Here is a 16871-nt window from a genome sequence, read left to right as displayed (position 1 = left end):
GCCTAACCTCGGAGACATGACGATCACCGCCGAGACGCCCCTTCACGAGACGCCCCTGCACACGCTCCTCAAGGAGTCGACGGCCCGCGTGCACGACGAGGCCGAGAACTCCTCCTTCATGGGGGATCTGCTCGCCGGCCGTTCCGGTCGCGACGCGTTCGTCGCCCTCACCCGGCAGCTGTGGTTCGTCTACTCCATGCTCGAGGAGTCCGTCGACGCCCTCGCCGACCACCCCGTCATCGCGCCGCTGCACGACGAGGAGCTGCGGCGGCTGCCCGCCCTCGAGCGGGACCTCGACGCGATCGCCCCCGGCTGGCGGGACGACAACGCCCCCACCCCGGGCACCACGGCCTACGTCGCCCGCCTGAAGGAGTGCGCGAGCGACCCCGTCCGCCTCGTCGCCCACCATTACACGCGCTACCTCGGCGACCTCTCCGGCGGTCAGGTGATCCCCCGCCTCCTCACGCGTCACTACGACATCACCGACGGGCTCGACTTCTACCGCTTCGAGGGCATCGACAAGCCCAAGACGTACAAGGACGCCTACCGTGCGGCGCTCGACGCCCTGCCCCTCGACGCCGAGGAGAAGCAGCGGGCTGCGGACGAGGCCGTCGAGGCGTTCCGCCTCAACACCGCGATGTTCGCCGATCTCGGCTGACGGGGGCATCACCCGATCCCCGGGGGCGGGAGTCGATGCCGGGGCCGTCGACGGGTCCCGGCACCGGGCGGCGCCGCTAGGCTCGGCGGAATCCGTCCGCCCCCCATGAGGAGGTCTCCGTGACCTACGACGTCGCCCGCTTCCGTCGCCAATTCCCCTCTCTCGCCTCCGGCGTCGCGCACTTCGACGGACCGGGTGGTACCCAGACGCCGGCCGTGGTGGGGGAAGCGATCGCGGCGACGATCGCCGCGCCTCTGTCGATCCGGGGCGCCATTCTGCCGGGCGAGCGCAACGCCTCGGTCGCCGTCGCCGGGTTCCGTTCCGCGTTCGCCGACCTCACCGGCGGGGACGCGCGGGGCGTCATCCACGGCCGCAGCGCCACCCAGCTCACCTACGACCTCTCGCGCGCCCTCGCGAAGACGTGGCGCGACGGGGACGAGATCGTCCTCTGCCGCCTCGACCACGACAGCAACGTCCGCCCCTGGCTTCAGGCCGCCGATGCCTGCGGGATCACCGTCCGGTGGCTCGACGTCGACCCCGTGACCGCCGAGATCACGGAGGAGTCCGCCGCCGAGGTGATCACGACGCGCACACGCCTCGTCGCCGTCACGGCCGCGTCCAACCTCCTCGGCACGATCCCGCCGGTGCGACGCCTCGCCGACGCGGCCCACGCCGTCGACGCGATCGTGTACGTCGACGGGGTGCACCATGCCGCGCACGAGTTCGTCGACGTCGCCGAGCTCGGCGCGGACCTCTACGTGTGCTCGCCCTACAAGTTCCTCGGACCGCACTGCGGGGTGCTGGTCGGAGACCCGGCGCTGCTCGAGTCGCTCCACCCCGACAAGCTCCTCCCGTCGCCGGACGACGTGCCGGAGCGGTTCGAGCTCGGCACGCTGCCCTACGAGATCCTCGCGGGCGCCACGGCCGCCGTCGACGTCCTCGCGGGTCTCGACCCGGGCGAGGCGACGTCGCGACGCGAGCGGTTGCGTTCCTCCTTCGACGCGATCGGCCGGCATGAGGGTCGCCTCCTCCGCCGCGTCGCGGACGGACTCGCAGAGTTCGGGGACGCCGTCGTCGTCCACTCCCGCGCCGCCCGACGCACCCCGACGCTCCTCCTCACCTTCCCCGGCCGGTCCAGCGCGGACGCGTCGCGGGCGCTCGCGGCGCGGGACGTCCACGCCCCGGCGGGGTTCTTCTACGCCGAGGAGCTGCGGCGACGCCTCGCCCTCCACGACGACGCGGCACTGCGCATCGGCCTCGCGCCGTACACCGACGACGAGGACGTCGACCGGCTCCTCGCCGGCCTCGTCGCGTTCCTCGAGGGCTGATCACCCCCGCTGCACCCCGATCGCGCGGGCCCCTCGCCCGGCCCCATCCCGGGCCGGGGAAGGCGCGGCGGTCAGCGCTCGGGGTACTCGACTCCGAGCTGCGCGCGGGCCCGGTCGAGCACCTCGAGCACGCCGATCGTGTCGTCGAGGGGCATGTCGGGACTTTCGAGCAGCCCCTCGCGCAGGCAGCGGCCGACCTCTTCGACCTGGCACACGTAGCCGCGGGACTCGAGGCGGATCTCCCTCGTCGCGCCGGAGCTGCGGTCGTGGACGACGGCGAGTCCGGGCGCCTTCGCGTAGTGGGGCGCGACCTCGATCCACCCCTCCGTGCCCGTGACGAGTCCGCGCCCCGGGCTCGGCGCACGGAACGTGCACGTGAGCTGAGCGACCCGGCCGTCGTCGTAGCCCCACTGCATCGCGGCCGTGTGGTCGGTGCCCTGCGGGGTGAGGGCGCCGACGCACTGCACGACGTCGGGCCGCCCGAGGAACGGCCACGCGAACGCCGCGGCGTACACGCCGAGGTCGAGGAGGGCGCCGCCGCCGTTGGCGCGGTCGAAGAGCCGGTCGCTCGGGTCGTACTCGCGGTGGGCGCCGAAGTCGGCCTGGACGGAGACGACCTCGCCGATCGCCCCGGCGCGGACCTCCGCGACGACCGTGCGGACGAGTTCCTGATGCCGCAGCCACATCGCCTCCATCGCGAGTACCCCTGCGGCGCGCGCGGCCTCGGCGATGCGTCGGGCGGAGCCGGCGGTGAGCGCCATCGGCTTCTCGACGAGGACGGCCTTGCCCGCGTCGATCGCGGCGAGGGCCTGCTCCTCGTGGAACGGGTGGGTCGTCGAGACGTACACGACGTCGACGTGGGAGTCGGACCACGCCGCATCGTAGTGCCCGCCCTGGCCGCCGACCTCTGCGGCGAGGGCGGCGGCCCGGTCGACGTCGCGGGCGCCGACCCGGACGACGCGGTGCCCCGGCGTCGCCGCGACCGTCCGCGCCATCCGCGGCGTGAACCGTCCGGCGCCGACGAGGCCCCAGCCGATCTCGCGGGAAGAACCGTCGGAGGGGGCAGGGCGGGAGGGGTGCGGCGTCGGAGCGGTCATGGCGTCACGGTATGCGCGCGGCGCCTCGACACCGGATGCCGGTGCCACATTCACGTGACGTTCACGGCCACGCACGTGGGGCGTCGCCCCCGCGGGCGACAGTGGGCGTTCGGCAACGACCGCCCGGCAGTGGGCGCCCGGTGGTCGCGCCCGGCGCGGGCGGGCCGGGCGACCTCTCGAGGAGGGCCCATGGTGCGTTCGTCCGTCGTCGTCGCCGGGATCGACCTCGGCCCGGTCAGTGTGCCCGATGCCGACCGTCTCGCCGACGTCGTCGTCGTCGCGGCGACCCGGGCGGGTATCGACCCGGCGGGTCTCGTCGTCGGCTCGCACCGCATCGTCACCACGGCGGGGGAGAGTCACGTCGTGCTCACCGCGACCGGTCCCGGGGCCCCCGAGTGGCAGTGGTGGCTCGTCGCACGCATGTTCGCGGGCGTCAACACCCCCGCCGGCGTCTGCGTCGGACGTCACGCCGTCGGTGACGGGGACGCGGTGGAGGCCGTGCGCATCGCGTCGCAGGAACGCCTCCTGCGCATCGCCGGCCGCTGCATCCGCTTCCCCGGCGCGGCGGACGTCGTCGGCACGATGACGGTGGGACGCATCGTCGCCGTGTCCGCCATCGACGCGGTCGCCGAGGTCGGGGCCGGGGCGTTCGGCCCCGACGTCGAGATCGAGACCGCCGGCCCCGTGCGGCCGCGGTGGGAGTTCGGCGTGCTCACGCTCCACGTCCAGCACGAGGGCGAGGGACGGCACGTGCCGTTCGAGTCGACGTCGGTGCTTCGCACCGGGTGAGCCCGCCGTAGGCTCGGCCACGCACGCGAGCCGAAGGAGCACACATGAGCACGCACGAGAGCACGGACGAGCAGGCACGGGCGACGATCTTCGTCTCCGGGCGGGTGCAGGGCGTCGGGTTCCGCTGGTGGACCCGCTCGCGCGCCCTCGAACTCGGTCTCGTGGGGCGTGCCCGCAACCTCGACGACGGACGCGTCGAGATCGTCGCGCAGGGACCGCGCGGCGACGTCGAGCGCCTCGAGGAGCTCGTGCGGGAGCTCCCCGGCGGCACCGGGCGTCCCGGCCGCGTCACATCGTGCACGACGCAGTGGTCGGAGCCCCGGGACGGCGTCACGGGTTTCCACGAGGCCTGAGCGCGAGGAGCCGAGCCCGCCCCTCAGGCCGCTCCGGCGCCGACCCTGCACCGAGACCTCCACGCGGAGGCGCCCCCACGCAGGCCCCTACGCGGAACGGCCCCGCCCCCGTGAGGGGTGCGGGGCGGTGTCGTCCGTCCGGGGTGCGGCTCATACGGTGGCCGGAGCCGGTCGGGTCACTTCGTCGTCGTCGGCGCGGGTGCGGGCGTGGCCGTGGGCGCCGGGGCGGGAGCGACCGTGCCCGGCTCGGAGGTCGACATGCCCGGCATCTGCGTCACGGACTCCTGCGGGGGCGTGACGATCGAGACGGGCTCGCCGTACTCGTCGGCGGTCATCGTCATCGTCGTGCCGTCCATCGTCATGACCATCTTGAGCACGAGGTGCGCGTCGTCGAGCCACACGTCGTAGGGGAGCGACGACGGCATGCCGCTCGGGCTCGGCGCCGCCGTCGGCAGCGACTGCTGGAGCTTCTGCGGGTTCATCGTCACCGTGTATTTCTGCAGCCCGGAGTCGGGCCCGGCGTATACGACCTTCTCCACCGCGTTCTGCGTCATGCGGAGGTTCTCGGCGGGGTTCATCATCTTCGTGAGGTCCTGCCCGCCCGCCTGGCTGAGGGCCTGCAGCGGCATCTTGACGAACTTGCCGCCCTCGGCGACGCCCGGCATCTGCATGTAGACGGAGTCGCCGTCGACGATCATCCGCGTCTGCTGCCCGCCGCCGTCGGCGGACATCGTCATGTCGGCCTTGGGGCGGTTCTGGTCGGAGACGTCACCGCTGCCGGTCATCGTCACCTTCTGCCCGCCGTTCTCCATCAGCATCGTCATCGTGTACGTCTTCGCGGCGGTGATGGCCTTGGCCGAGTCCGAGAAGAACGTCGCGGTGTCGACCTCCTGCCCGGCGGTGGGGGAGGCGGAGGCCGCCTGGCTCGACGAGGGGGCGCTCGCCGCCGTGTCGGCCGGCGTCTGCGCACCGCTGCAGCCCGCGAGTGCGAGCGGCAGTGCGGCGAGAACGGCGGCGAATCGCGTACGGATCATCGGAGGCTCCTCAGGATGTGCGGTCGGTGCGGCGGTCGTGCGGTGGTGCGGTCCCTCGGTTCGGCTCCTGGCCTCGTGGCGGCGGGGTGGTCGCGGTGCGGCGTCCTCGTCGCGGGATCGTGTCGTGGCGCGGGATGTCGCCACGGGTCGGACGACGGTGGGTCGCCCGGTGGCCGGCACCATCCACGATACCGACGCGGGCGCCGACGGGAAGGGCCTCGGCCCGACGGGTGGCCCGTCACGGCCCGCCTGCTGCCGGGGGCCGGGCCGGAGGCGGGCTAGGGTGGGCGGGATCGCTCGCCGTCGCCCCGAGGAGCCCGACCCGCCGTGTACGTGAAGAGCCTGTCCCTCAAGGGCTTCAAGTCGTTCGCGTCGGCGACGCACCTGCAGCTCGAACCGGGGATCACGTGCATCGTCGGGCCCAACGGCTCCGGCAAGTCCAACGTCGTGGACGCCCTCGCCTGGGTCATGGGTGAGCAGGGCGCCAAGAGCCTGCGCGGCGGCAAGATGGAGGACGTCATCTTCGCGGGGACGTCGGGGCGGCCGCCGCTCGGACGCGCCGAGGTGACGATGACGATCGACAACTCCGACGGGGCGCTGCCGATCGAGTACACCGAGGTGACGATCAGCCGGACGATGTTCCGCACCGGCGGCAGCGAGTACGCGATCAACGGCACGGGCTGCCGTCTGCTCGACATCCAGGAACTGCTCTCCGACTCCGGCATCGGGCGTGAGATGCACGTCATCGTCGGGCAGGGTCAGCTCGACGCCGTGCTCCGCGCTACCCCCGAGGAGCGCCGCGGGTTCGTCGAGGAGGCCGCGGGCGTCCTCAAGCACCGCAAGCGCAAGGAACGCGCCCTGCGCAAGCTCGAGACGATGGAGGGCAACCTCCGCCGGGTCCAGGACCTCACGAGCGAGATCCGCCGCCAGCTCGGGCCGCTCGGACGCCAGGCCGAGACCGCGCGTCGCGCCGGAGTCGTCCAGGCCGAGGCCCGCGACGCCCGGCTGCGTCTCCTCGCCGACGACCTCGTCCAGATGACGACGAGCTTCGAGGCCGACGTCGCCGACGAGCGGGCGCAGATCGAGGCGCGGGAGGCGGCCGAGGCCGAACTCGTCGCCGTCCGGGCGCGTCTCGCGGAGGCGGAGGCGAAGGCGGAGGCGCTGCGCACGACCCACGCGGAGGCGCAGGAGCGGTGGTTCACCCTCTCCTCGCTGCGCGACCGACTCACCGCGACGGGCTCCCTCGCCGCCGAACGGGTGCGGCTCCTCTCCGAGCCCGAACCCGAGGACACCTCCCGCGGCCGCGACCCCGAGACGCTCCTCGAACAGGCAAAGGCCGTGCGCGCCGACGAGGCCGCCCTCGCCGCCGAGATCGAGGACGCCCGTACCGCGCTCGCCGACGCCGTCCGTGGCCGGGAGGAGGCCGAGCGCGCCGCCAAGGAGGAGCAGGACCGTCTCACGCGCCAGGTGCGGGCCGCCGCGGACCGCCGCGAGGGGCTCGCCAAGCTCGCGGGTAAGGTCGCCGCCGCCCGCAGCCGCATCGAGGCGGGGGAGGCCGAGCTCGGTCGACTCCAGACCTCGGCGGAGCGCGCCCGTGCCGGTGCCGAGGAGGCCCAACGGGAGTTCGCCGTGCTCGAGGCCGGGGTCGCCGACGAGGAGGAGGGCGAGGAGGGTCTCGACGCCGCCTACGAGGAGGCCGCCGCCGCCGTCGAGGCCGCACGGGCCGTCGTCGAGGAGGCCCAGGAGGCCGAACGTGCCGCCGAGGCGGACCGGGCCCACGCCGCCGCCCGCAGGGAGGCCCTCGCCATGGGGCTCGCCCGCGCCGACGGTGCCGAGGTGCTCCTCGAACGCGGCGTCGAGGGCGTCCTCGGCCGCATCGCCCAGTTCGTCACCGTCGCGACCGGCCGGGAGACCGCCGTCGCCGCCGCCCTCGGCCGCGCCGCCGACGGCCTCGCCGTCTCCTCCCTCGCCGAGGGCGGTGCGGCGCTGCGTTCCCTCTCCGGGGGCGAGGCCGGCGCCGCGAGCCTCCTCGTCGCCGGGGAGACCCCGCCGTCGACGGGCACGCGCCCCGCCGCCGAGAGCCTCGCCGCCGACGCCGTGTGGGCCCTCGACGTCGTCACGTGCGACGCGGGTCTGCGCCCCGCCGTCGAGCACCTCCTCGCCGGGGTCCTCCTCGTCGAGGATCTCGACGCCGCCCTCGACGTCCACGCCGCGCACCCCGACGTCACCGCCGTCACCCGCGCCGGTGACGTCGTCGCGCCCGGCCTCCTCCACGGTGGCGGGCAGTCCCAGCCGAGTCTCATCGAGGTCGAGGCCGCCGTCGAGGAGGCGAGCGCCGCCGAACGCGAGGCCGAGGCCCGCCGCGACCAGGCGCGGTTCGCCCTCGCCTCCGGACGGGCGACGCTCGAGACCCTCGAGGAGGCCGAGGAGGCCGCCCTCGCCGACCTCCACGCCTCCGACGCGCGCCTCGCCGGGGTCGCCGAACAGCTCGGGCGCCTCGCCTCCCAGGCGCGCAGCGCCAAGGCCGAAGCCGACCGCATCACCGCCTCCGCCGAGGCCGTCCGCACCGGCATCGAGGAGAACCGCGCCCGCCTCGCCGAGCTCGAACAGCGTCACGCGGACGCTGCCGCCGCCGCGGGGGAGGACGACGCCGAGCCGTCCACGGAGGAGCGCGACCGACTCGCCGAGGCCGCCGCCGCGTGCCGTGCCGCCGAGACCGAGGCCCGCCTGCGACTCCGCAGCCGCGAGGAGCGCATCCGTTCCCTCACCGGGCGCGCCGAGGGCCTCGAGAACGCCGCCCGGCAGGAACGCGCGGCCCGCGCCCAGGCCGAGGAGCGTCGCCGTCACCGTCAGGCGCAGGTCGCGCTCGCCCGCGAGGTCCAGGAGGGCGCCGAGAAGGCCGCCCGTCTCGTCGGCCGGTCCGTCGACATCGCCCTCGCCCGCCGCGACGAGGCCGCCGCCGCCCGCACCGGCCTCGAGGAGGAACTCACCGGGACGCGGTCGACCGTCGAGTCCCTCACCGCCCGCGTGCGCGACCTCACCGACTCCGTCCATCGCGACGAGATCGCCCGCGCCGAGCAGCGCCTCCGCATCGATGCGCTCCGCGCCCGCGCCGTCGAGGAGCTCGGCATCGACCACGACGTTCTCGTGGAGGAGTTCGGGCCACACCGCCGCATCCCCGAGATCACCCCCGAACTCATCACCGCCCGTATGGAGGAGGAGGCCCGCGAACGCGCCGCCGCCCGCGTCGCCGCCGCGGCCGCCCGCGAGAACGGATCCGACACCTTCGACGCCTCCGAGGAGGGGGGCGACAGCTCGTCGACCGAGCGCTCCACCGAGGCGGCCGAGGGTGCCGAGGACGCCGCGGCGCCGGAGACCGACGGCACACCCGCCGAGAAAGGCCGCAGGACGCCCTCGCTGCCGCCGCTCACCCCCGTCCCCGACGAGGAGGGGGCGCCGTTCGTCCGCGAGCAGCAGGAGAAGCGCCTCCGCAAGGCGGAACGCGACCTCGCGCGCCTCGGCCGCATCAACCCCCTCGCCCTCGAGGAGTTCGCCGCGCTCGAGGAGCGGCACACGTTCCTCACCGAGCAGACCGACGACCTCAAGCGCAGCCGCGACGACCTCCTCGACATCGTCAAGGAGGTCGACGCCCGCGTCGAGCAGGCGTTCGCCGACGCGTTCGCCGACACGGCACGGGAGTTCGAGGGCGTGTTCGGCCGGCTGTTCCCCGGCGGTGAGGGGAGGCTCACGCTCACCGACCCGAGCGACATGCTCACGACGGGCATCGAGGTGGAGGCCCGCCCGCCGGGCAAGAAGATCAAGCGGCTCTCGCTGCTGTCCGGTGGGGAGCGCTCGCTCACCGCCGTCGCGCTGCTCGTCGCGATCTTCAAGGCTCGCCCGAGCCCCTTCTACATCATGGACGAGGTCGAGGCCGCCCTCGACGACACGAACCTCGGGCGGCTCCTCACGATCTTCGAGGAACTCCGCGATTCCAGTCAGCTCATCGTCATTACTCACCAGAAGCGGACGATGGAAGTGGCAGACGCGTTGTACGGGGTCACGATGCGGGGCGACGGCATCACGACCGTCGTCTCCCAACGCGTGGACCAACCCGCCTGAGGAGGCCACCGTGAGCAGTTCGTCCGACATGGAGATGCCCGACACGACCGGCGGGGCGCCGCAGACCCGGGCGGGACGCCGCGCGGCCCGCCACGGCGGCCCCGGCGGCGGCCCGGACCGCAGCCTGCGCCTCGTCGCGGAGACATCCGTCGTCGTCCTCGTCGACCTCCAGGAACGGCTGATGCCGGTCATCCACGACGACGCCGCCGTGCGGCAGCGGGCCCGACTCCTCGTCCACGGGGCGCAGCAGTGCGGCGTGCCCGTCGTCGGCACGGAACAGAACCCGGACAAGCTCGGCCCGCTCGTCGACGCCCTGCCCGAGGCGTGCCTGCGGGTCATGTCGAAGATGCACTTCGGCGCCTGCGAGGACGGACTCCTCGACCTGCTCGACGAGGTCGCGCCCGGCCGCGACCAGATCGTCCTCGCCGGCACGGAGGCGCACGTGTGTCTCCTCCAGACGGCACTCGGCATCGTCGAGTCGGGGCGTCAGGCCTGGGTCGTCTCCGACGCGTGCGGGTCGCGCGACCCGCGTGACACCCACACGGCGATGAAGCGTCTCGGGGTCTCCGGGGCGCGGGTGACGAGCACGGAGATGGCGATCTTCGAGTGGCTCCACACGTGCGAGCACCCCAACTTCCGCGCGATGTCGCGGCAGATCAAGGAACCCCGCTTCCCGAGCATCGACAGCTGAGGCGCCGTTCCGTGGCCGCGTGAATCAGCGTGGCGCTCAAGGGGATCCGCGCAGGTATCGTGATGGGTTCGTGACCGTCGGGAGGGCTCGCGGAGGTTCAACCGCGGCCGCGCCTGCCGACTGGAGGGGCATGGACGTCGTACTCCTCTCCATCGCGATGGTCACCGTCATCGGCGCGTTGCTCACCGCCGCCGTCGTCATCCCCGCGCGCCGCCGTGGCGCGACGCTCGTCAACAAGCACACGTTCACGCGCTCGGCGCGGCGCCCGTCCCGTCGTCGTCGCAACAACGTGTTCGTCGCTCGGCAAAAGCAGCCGCTCGACCTCACGCCGCTGCTCTCCCAGGGTGTCGCGGCGGCCCCACGCGCCCGCCGCGGATCGCTCACGCGCGCCTCCTGATCCCGACCTGAGGTCGCGCCCCGACGGGTGCGCCCCCACCGGTGGCACCGGCGGGTGACGGCGCGGTCTGCGAGACTGACGACGTGGACTGGCTTCTCAATGACCTCTGGGCCCTTATCACGGTCGTCGGCGTCCTGCTCGTCGCAGGTGTCGGCGCCATCATCGGTCTCGTGCGGGGCGGCACGCGCCGTCGCCGAATCGACGCGGGCACGCGCCCCGACCTCACAGGCGTCTCTGGCGGTGACGCCCACGGCAGCACGGCCACCGGCGGCGTCGACACCCTCGAACGCTCCGACGTGCTCACCGAGCCGTCGGCGCCCTCCGTCGAGACCCCCGAGTCGACGCGGAGCCGCCTCCGGCGGCTCCGCTCCCGCCTCGCCCGGTCCGACTCCGCCCTGAGCCGCGGTCTCCTCTCCCTCCTCCAGGGTGGACAGCTCGACGAGGACACGTGGGACGACGTCGAGAGCACGCTCCTCGCCGCCGACCTCGGCGTCGAGGCGAGTGCGTCGCTCGTCGCCCGGCTCAAGGAGCGTGTGGCGGCCGAGGGCGTGCGTGACGCGGCGACGATGCGGGGCTGGCTGCTCGAGGACCTCTACACCGAGCTCCAGCCGCAGATGGACCGCCGCATCGCGTCGTCCCGGGTCGGGGGGCGTCCGGCCGTCGTCATGGTCGTCGGCGTCAACGGCACGGGCAAGACGACGACGATCGGCAAGCTCGCCCGTGTCCTCGTCGCCGAGGACCGCGACGTCATGCTCGGCGCGGCCGACACGTTCCGCGCCGCGGCGGCAGACCAGCTCGAGACGTGGGGTGCCCGCGTCGGTGTGCCCACGGTGCGCTCGGACCGTGACGGGGCCGACCCTGCGTCCGTCGCCTACCAGGCGGTGCGGGAGGCGAACGAGGCCGAGGCCGACGTCGTCCTCCTCGACACCGCGGGGCGCCTGCACAACAAGACCGACCTCATGAACGAGCTCGCCAAGGTCAAACGCGTCGTCGAGAAGCAGAGCCCCATCGACGAGGTGCTCCTCGTCCTCGACGCGACGACCGGCCAGAACGGCATGCGGCAGGCCGAGGTGTTCTCCGAGGTCGTCGAGGTCACCGGGATCGTGCTCACGAAGCTCGACGGGACGGCCAAGGGCGGCATCGTCGTCGCCGTGCAGAAGGCGCTCGGGGTGCCGGTCAAGCTCGTCGGCCTCGGTGAGGGGCCCGACGACCTCGCCCCCTTCGACCCCAAGGCGTTCGCAGAGGCGCTGCTCGGCTCCTGAGCCCATCCGCCCCGAACGAAGGAGGCCCGTCCCACGATGCGTGGGACGGGCCTCCTTCTCGATGTCTGCGGGGGTCAGGCGCCCTTGTGGACCTTCTCGGCCTGGGCGACGAGGCGGGCCTGGAGGGGGAGGCGCAGCAGGGCGACCGTCCGCTTGGGGAGCGATTCGTGACGCCAGTCCCACGCCATCTGGAGGTTGCCGGGGAACACGCCGACGAACAGGGCGGAGGCCGCACGCCCGCCGAGGCGGCGCGTCGAGGGGTTGACGAGGAGGGCGGCGGTGCCGAGCTCGGCGACGCCGGAGGCGTACGTCCAGAAGCGCGCCGACCCGGGCAGGGTCGGCGGGATGAGGTCGTCGAACGGCTGAGGCTTGACGAAGTGGAGCGCCCCCATCCCCGCGCACAGGGCGGCGAGGCGGAGGGCGGTGGTGTCTGCGGAGGTCTTCGACATCACTCCACGGTAGAGGGACATCCCGAAACGGGCATTCCCGACCGTCGTGGATGTCGACACGGGGTGGTGACGACGAGCCGGGAACCGAGTGGGGCAGCATCGCGACCCACAGAGGTGGGGAAGGACCTGGCGGGCGACCCGCGTTCTTCTCGACCAGTGAGACGGGCGTCCGCCTTCCGAAACACTCCCGTCACATCGGGCGCGAGGTTTCATCCGTCCGAAACACGACGACTACAGGGGCGAAACACGGTCCGCGCACGCTTCTCGACATGACCATCGACAGCGGCGACACCGCCTGGATCCTCGTCAGCGCAGCACTCGTCATGCTCATGACGCCGGGCCTGGCCTTCTTCTACGGCGGCATGGTGCGCGCCAAGAGCGTGCTCAACATGATGATGATGAGCCTCGGCACGATGGGCACGGTCGGCGTGCTCTGGGTGCTCGTCGGCTACTCCGAGGCGTTCGGCGACTCCTGGCACGGGCTCGTCGGCGACCCGACGCAGTTCGCCGGGCTCACGACCCTCCTTTCGCCCGACGCGGTCTCCGGGTCGGTGCCTGCGCTCGCGTTCGTCGGTTTCCAGGCGATGTTCGCGATCATCGCGACGGCCCTCGTGAGCGGTGCCATCGCCGACCGCGCCAAGTTCTCCACGTGGCTGCTGTTCACGGCGATCTGGGCCGTGCTCGTCTACTTCCCCGTCGCGCACTGGGTGTTCGCGTTCGACACCGTCGACGCCCACGGCGTCGTCACGAGCCACGGCGGCTGGATCGCCAACGGGCTCAAGGCGATCGACTTCGCCGGCGGCACCGCGATCCACATCAACGCCGGCGCCGCGGCCCTCGCCCTCGTGTTCGTCCTCGGCAACCGGCACGGTTTCGGGCAGGAGCCGATGCGCCCCCACAACCTCACGCTCGTCATGCTCGGTGCCGGGCTGCTGTGGTTCGGATGGTTCGGGTTCAACGCGGGCTCCGCGCTCGCCGCGAACACGACGGCGGCGGTTGCGTTCGTCAACACCCTCGCGGCCCCCGCGGCGGCGATCCTCGGCTGGCTCCTCACCGAACGGCTCCGCGACGGCCACTTCACGAGCCTCGGCGCCGCCTCCGGCATCGTCGCGGGCCTCGTCGGCATCACGCCCGGCGCGAACGCCGTCACCCCGGTCGGCGCGGTCGTCATCGGCGCCGTGAGCGGCGTGCTGTGCGCGCTCGCCGTCGGCCTCAAGGAGCGGTTCGGGTACGACGACAGCCTCGACGTCGTCGGGGTGCACCTCGTCGGTGGGCTCGCGGGCACCCTGCTCATCGGCCTCCTCGCCTCGTCCTCGGCACCCGCCGGGATCGACGGACTGTTCTACGGAGGCGGGTTCGACCAGCTGGAACGCCAGGCGATCGGGGCGTTCATCGTGCTCGTCGTGTCGTTCGTCGCGAGCTACGCCCTCGGGTGGGTGCTCGAGAAGACCGTCGGGTTCCGCATCGACCGCGACGCCGAACTCTCCGGCATCGACCGCGTCCTCCACGCCGAGAGCGCGTACGAGATCCTCGCCGACGGCAGCATCCGCACCACCGAGGGCGGAGGACTCGGCGCGGAGGAGAGCGTGTGGAGCCCCACCCCCGAGCGCAACGGCATCCTCCACGACGAGGCCCCCGTGAGCTGACCTCTCGACCTGCTCCGCGCGCATGCCCGCACGCGGACGGCGCCCCTCTCCCGCCCGGCCGGACGCCCCCTCCACGTCCGGCCGGGCGTGGTCGTGTCCGGCGCTGCGTCCGCCCACCGCGTCGGCGTCGTCGCAGCTTCTCGGCACCTCACCGATCGGGGCCGGCGGGAACGGGATCTTCGGGGTGGGTGAGCGCGAGGTGGGGTGGGCGGCTCAGCCGCGGAGGTAGGTCTCCATCTCTGCGGCGGGGACGAGGGAGCCGCCGGTGGCCCAGGCAAGGTGGCGGGATCGCGGCGATCGGGCGTCGCCGACGTCGATCCCGGCCTCGTGGAGCGCCGTCGGCCCGGCGACCCCCGCGAGGGCGGAGGGTTCGAGGCGGAGACCCTCGGTGGCGTCCAGCCGTCGCAGGAGATCCATGAGGTCGGCGTCACGCACCGTGTAGGCCCCGGCGACACGGTTCTTCGTCGCCGACCACGCGAGCCGCGAGGCGCGACCGACGGCGAGACCGTCGGCGAGCGTCGCCCCGTCGAGACCGAACTCCTGCACGTCGACGTCGTCGCCTCGGCCCGTGGCGAGTGCGAGCAGCATGCACGGTGCCTGCACCGGCTCGGCGTACCAACAGTGGAGGTGGGTCGTGTCGAGGCCGCGCTCGCGAAGCGCGAGGTGGAGGCCGTGGACGATGCCGCCCGGCCCGCCGCCGACGCCGCAGGGAAGGTGGACGTGTAGCGGATGTGCCGCACTCGGTAGCAGGTCGGCGGCCTCGAGCTGGTCGACGAGCCGCAACCCCGCCACCGCATACCCGAGGAACAGCTCCCGGGAGGTCTCGTCGTCGACGAAGTGCGTGCGCGGATCCTTCTCCGCCTGCGCGCGGCCCGTCGCCACGGCGAGGCCGTAGTCGCCCCCGTACTCGACGACCTCCGCGCCGAGGCCCCGCAGCATGTCCTTCTTCCACGCACGCGCGTCGGCCGACATGTGGATCACCGCGCGGAACCCCAGCGTCCGCGCCATGACCCCGATCGAGAGGCCGAGGTTGCCCGTCGACCCGACGGCGACGGTGTACCCCGACAAGAGGTCGCGGAGCTCGGAGCCGGCGAAGTCGCGGTGGTCGCCACGCTCCGGATCGCCGCCCGCCCAGCCCGACTCGAGCGCGATCCGCTCGGCGAGGGCGAGCACCTCGTAGATGCCACCCCGCGCCTTGATCGACCCCGAGACCGGCAGGGCGTCGTCGCGCTTGAGCCACAGGTCGTGGGGCAGCCCGAGCGCGTCGCGCATCGCGGGAATCGGTGTGAGCGGGGAGTCGATGACGCCCTCCTCGACGCCGCGCGGCCCGTCGTACCACGGGCCGTCGAACGCCCCGGCGAGGAACGGCGCGAACCGTCGGAGCCTCGCGTCGGCCGCATGGACGTCCGCGAGCGCGAGGCTCGGCGCGGGTGGGGCCGCGTCGTCGCGCGAGGGTGGGGTCCAGACGGTGGGGACGCCGAGGCGCACGTCGGCGAGCAGGTCGCGGGTCATGCACCCATCCTCCTGCCCCGGCCGCCCGTCGCGTGGGTGTACGCGTCGCAGGGCGCCGGCGGTGGCGTCGACGGGGGCATCGGCGGCGAGGTTCGTCACCTCACGGTGATGACGCACGGCCGTGCCTCAGGACGAGGCCCCCGCCGTCGTCGCGGGGATGATCGCCGCCGTGACGATCGCGGCGTTCATCGACTGGATGGCCCGCACCACGGCCTCGCCGACGACCTCGCCCTCGGGGGCGGTCGTCGTCGCCGTCTCGATGCGTGCCTTGACCTCCCTCCTCGACATGCCCGACGACTCCTCGGCGAGGACCTTGCGGACGACGCCGAGCCCTTGGAGAACGGCGAGGAGCGTCGCCTCGCCCGGGGTGGCGGTCGCCCCGTGCAGCACGGCGCGGAGGCGCTCGCGGAGGGCGCGCTCCGCGGCGGTGTCGCGGACGGGGTGCTTCTCGGCGACGAGTCCGAGCATGCGCTTTGGCTCGACGCCGACGACCCCGGCGTCGGCGAGTGCGCGGACGACCTCGTCCCGGGCGGCGACCTTGCCGTCCTGGACGAGGCCGGAGATCTTCTTGCCGCTCTTCTCCGTGAGCCTGGCGAGGGCCGCGTCGAGGGCGGGGTGCCCGACGGGGGTCGGGTCCACGACGGTGACGCGGGGGTCCTTGCGCTCGTCGAGGGTGATCCGCTCGGCGAGGACGAGGTCGGCGAGGTTCGCGGCAGCGTATCCGTAGGTGTCCTGGGTGAACGCACTCTCGGGTCGCCCGTCGTCGCGGGTGAGGAGAAGCAGGAGTTCTTCGGCGATGATCATGCCTCCACGCTAGGGCCGCACCCTCGCGTGACGCCGTGACGGATGTCAGGAGTCGACGAGGACGGTGTCACCCGGGAGGAACCCGCTCGACGGGGAGGCCGGGCGGAGAGGAGGGCGTCCGAGACGCCGATCGCCGCGCCGGAGGGACCCGGAGCGGCGATCGGACGGGGCGTCACCCCTCGATCTGGGCGTCCTTCTCGGAGTGGATCTCCTGGGCCATCTCGCGGACCTTCTCGTCGGGAAGGTCGACGTCGGCACCGGAGAGCCCGTCCTTGAGGTGCTGTTCGACGGTCTCGGTCTCCGCACCGGAGAGGTGCGACTCGGCGCCCTGCTTGACGGTCTCGACGGCTTCGGCCTTGGCGGCGTCTTCGTTGCTCATGGCCGGTTGTACCCGTGTCGTCGAGGCGCCAAACGCGTGCGGGTCATCGTGCGGCCCGGGCAGTCGGGCCGGTCGACGGCATGCCGCGCACCGCCGTCGATCGCCGGGCGTCCCCCCTGGCACGGCCGTGGCGCCGCCGATCGAGGCGGGCCTCCGCGGACGACCCGACGTCGGCGAAGACCGCGAGGAGGTCGCCGGGCCGGTTCGTGTGCATCCCGTACGCGAGGGGGATCGACGACGGGGCGGAGACCGGCGTCGGGGCCTCCCTCGGGGGCATGGCGGTCGCGGTGGCGGGGGCCGCCGGGGTGGCGGAAGGCGCTCGTGCCGGGGGGGGGGGGGGGCACCGAGGGGAG

At 73.4% G+C, this 16871-nt stretch carries 15 protein-coding genes; 9 read left to right on the top strand and 6 right to left on the bottom strand.

Annotation, left to right across the window (positions count from 1 at the left end):
- The first annotated feature begins 16 nt into the window (after window positions 1-16).
- The gene (locus MOPEL_RS01850; RefSeq protein ID WP_051992170.1) at window positions 17-658 is read left to right on the top strand and encodes a biliverdin-producing heme oxygenase; all 642 of its coding nucleotides are present in this window, start codon (window positions 17-19) and stop codon (window positions 656-658) included.
- Between the two features lie 119 nt (window positions 659-777).
- Window positions 778-1986, top strand: a complete 1209-nt coding sequence (locus tag MOPEL_RS01845) for a cysteine desulfurase-like protein (protein ID WP_009481149.1) — start codon at window positions 778-780, stop codon at window positions 1984-1986.
- 71 nt (window positions 1987-2057) lie between these two features.
- Here MOPEL_RS01845 and MOPEL_RS01840 read toward each other — a convergent pair whose 3' ends face one another.
- Entirely contained in the window at window positions 2058-3083 is a 1026-nt protein-coding gene (locus MOPEL_RS01840) for a Gfo/Idh/MocA family protein (RefSeq protein ID WP_009481148.1), read from the bottom strand.
- 189 nt (window positions 3084-3272) lie between these two features.
- On the opposite strand from MOPEL_RS01840, the gene MOPEL_RS15600 reads away from it, so the two are divergent.
- Window positions 3273-3872 carry a hypothetical protein gene (locus MOPEL_RS15600; protein ID WP_009481147.1) on the top strand — a complete coding sequence of 200 codons (600 nt, stop codon included), beginning with the start codon at window positions 3273-3275 and terminating at the stop codon, window positions 3870-3872.
- A 44-nt stretch (window positions 3873-3916) separates the two neighbouring features.
- Window positions 3917-4225 (top strand): acylphosphatase, encoded by a 309-nt coding sequence (locus MOPEL_RS01830; RefSeq protein WP_009481146.1) that lies wholly within the window; start codon window positions 3917-3919, stop codon window positions 4223-4225.
- Between the two features lie 176 nt (window positions 4226-4401).
- On the opposite strand, the gene MOPEL_RS01825 is transcribed toward MOPEL_RS01830, so the two are convergent.
- Window positions 4402-5259, bottom strand: a complete 858-nt coding sequence (locus MOPEL_RS01825; RefSeq protein ID WP_009481145.1) for a hypothetical protein — start codon at window positions 5257-5259, stop codon at window positions 4402-4404.
- A gap of 327 nt (window positions 5260-5586) precedes the next feature.
- Between MOPEL_RS01825 and smc the strand changes: the two genes are divergently transcribed.
- The 4 genes from smc (at window position 5587) to ftsY (ending at window position 11728) form a co-directional block, all read left to right on the top strand.
- Window positions 5587-9378: a chromosome segregation protein SMC gene (gene smc / locus MOPEL_RS01820; RefSeq protein ID WP_009481144.1), complete on the top strand. Its 3792-nt coding sequence runs from the start codon at window positions 5587-5589 to the stop codon at window positions 9376-9378.
- 10 nt (window positions 9379-9388) lie between these two features.
- A complete protein-coding gene (locus tag MOPEL_RS01815; protein ID WP_009481143.1) occupies window positions 9389-10069 on the top strand; it encodes an isochorismatase family protein in 681 nt (226 codons plus the stop codon).
- A 130-nt stretch (window positions 10070-10199) separates the two neighbouring features.
- Window positions 10200-10466, top strand: coding sequence for a hypothetical protein (locus tag MOPEL_RS01810; RefSeq protein ID WP_009481142.1), 267 nt, complete (start codon window positions 10200-10202; stop codon window positions 10464-10466).
- A gap of 83 nt (window positions 10467-10549) precedes the next feature.
- Window positions 10550-11728 carry a signal recognition particle-docking protein FtsY gene (gene ftsY, locus MOPEL_RS01805; protein ID WP_040632331.1) on the top strand — a complete coding sequence of 393 codons (1179 nt, stop codon included), beginning with the start codon at window positions 10550-10552 and terminating at the stop codon, window positions 11726-11728.
- Between the two features lie 74 nt (window positions 11729-11802).
- On the opposite strand, the gene MOPEL_RS01800 is transcribed toward ftsY, so the two are convergent.
- The gene (locus MOPEL_RS01800) at window positions 11803-12198 is read right to left on the bottom strand and encodes a DoxX family protein (RefSeq protein ID WP_009481140.1); all 396 of its coding nucleotides are present in this window, start codon (window positions 12196-12198) and stop codon (window positions 11803-11805) included.
- 248 nt (window positions 12199-12446) lie between these two features.
- On the opposite strand from MOPEL_RS01800, the gene MOPEL_RS01795 reads away from it, so the two are divergent.
- The gene (locus MOPEL_RS01795) at window positions 12447-13823 is read left to right on the top strand and encodes an ammonium transporter (protein ID WP_009481139.1); all 1377 of its coding nucleotides are present in this window, start codon (window positions 12447-12449) and stop codon (window positions 13821-13823) included.
- A gap of 213 nt (window positions 13824-14036) precedes the next feature.
- Here the strand turns inward: MOPEL_RS01795 and dsdA are convergent, their stop codons facing one another.
- The 3 genes from dsdA to MOPEL_RS01780 all read right to left on the bottom strand — a co-directional run bounded on the left by dsdA (window position 14037) and on the right by MOPEL_RS01780 (window position 16518).
- Complete coding sequence (gene dsdA / locus MOPEL_RS01790; protein ID WP_009481138.1) at window positions 14037-15335, bottom strand: D-serine ammonia-lyase; 1299 nt, start codon at window positions 15333-15335, stop codon at window positions 14037-14039.
- Between the two features lie 126 nt (window positions 15336-15461).
- Complete coding sequence (locus tag MOPEL_RS01785) at window positions 15462-16139, bottom strand: GOLPH3/VPS74 family protein (protein WP_009481137.1); 678 nt, start codon at window positions 16137-16139, stop codon at window positions 15462-15464.
- A gap of 172 nt (window positions 16140-16311) precedes the next feature.
- Window positions 16312-16518, bottom strand: coding sequence for a hypothetical protein (locus MOPEL_RS01780; RefSeq protein ID WP_009481136.1), 207 nt, complete (start codon window positions 16516-16518; stop codon window positions 16312-16314).
- Window positions 16519-16871: the final 353 nt, after the last annotated feature.

The organism is Mobilicoccus pelagius NBRC 104925, assembly GCF_000247995.1.
GTDB classification, from domain to species: domain Bacteria; phylum Actinomycetota; class Actinomycetes; order Actinomycetales; family Dermatophilaceae; genus Mobilicoccus; species Mobilicoccus pelagius.
Note: the sequence above shows the minus strand (reverse complement) of the source record. Positions and strands in the feature narration are given on the sequence as shown.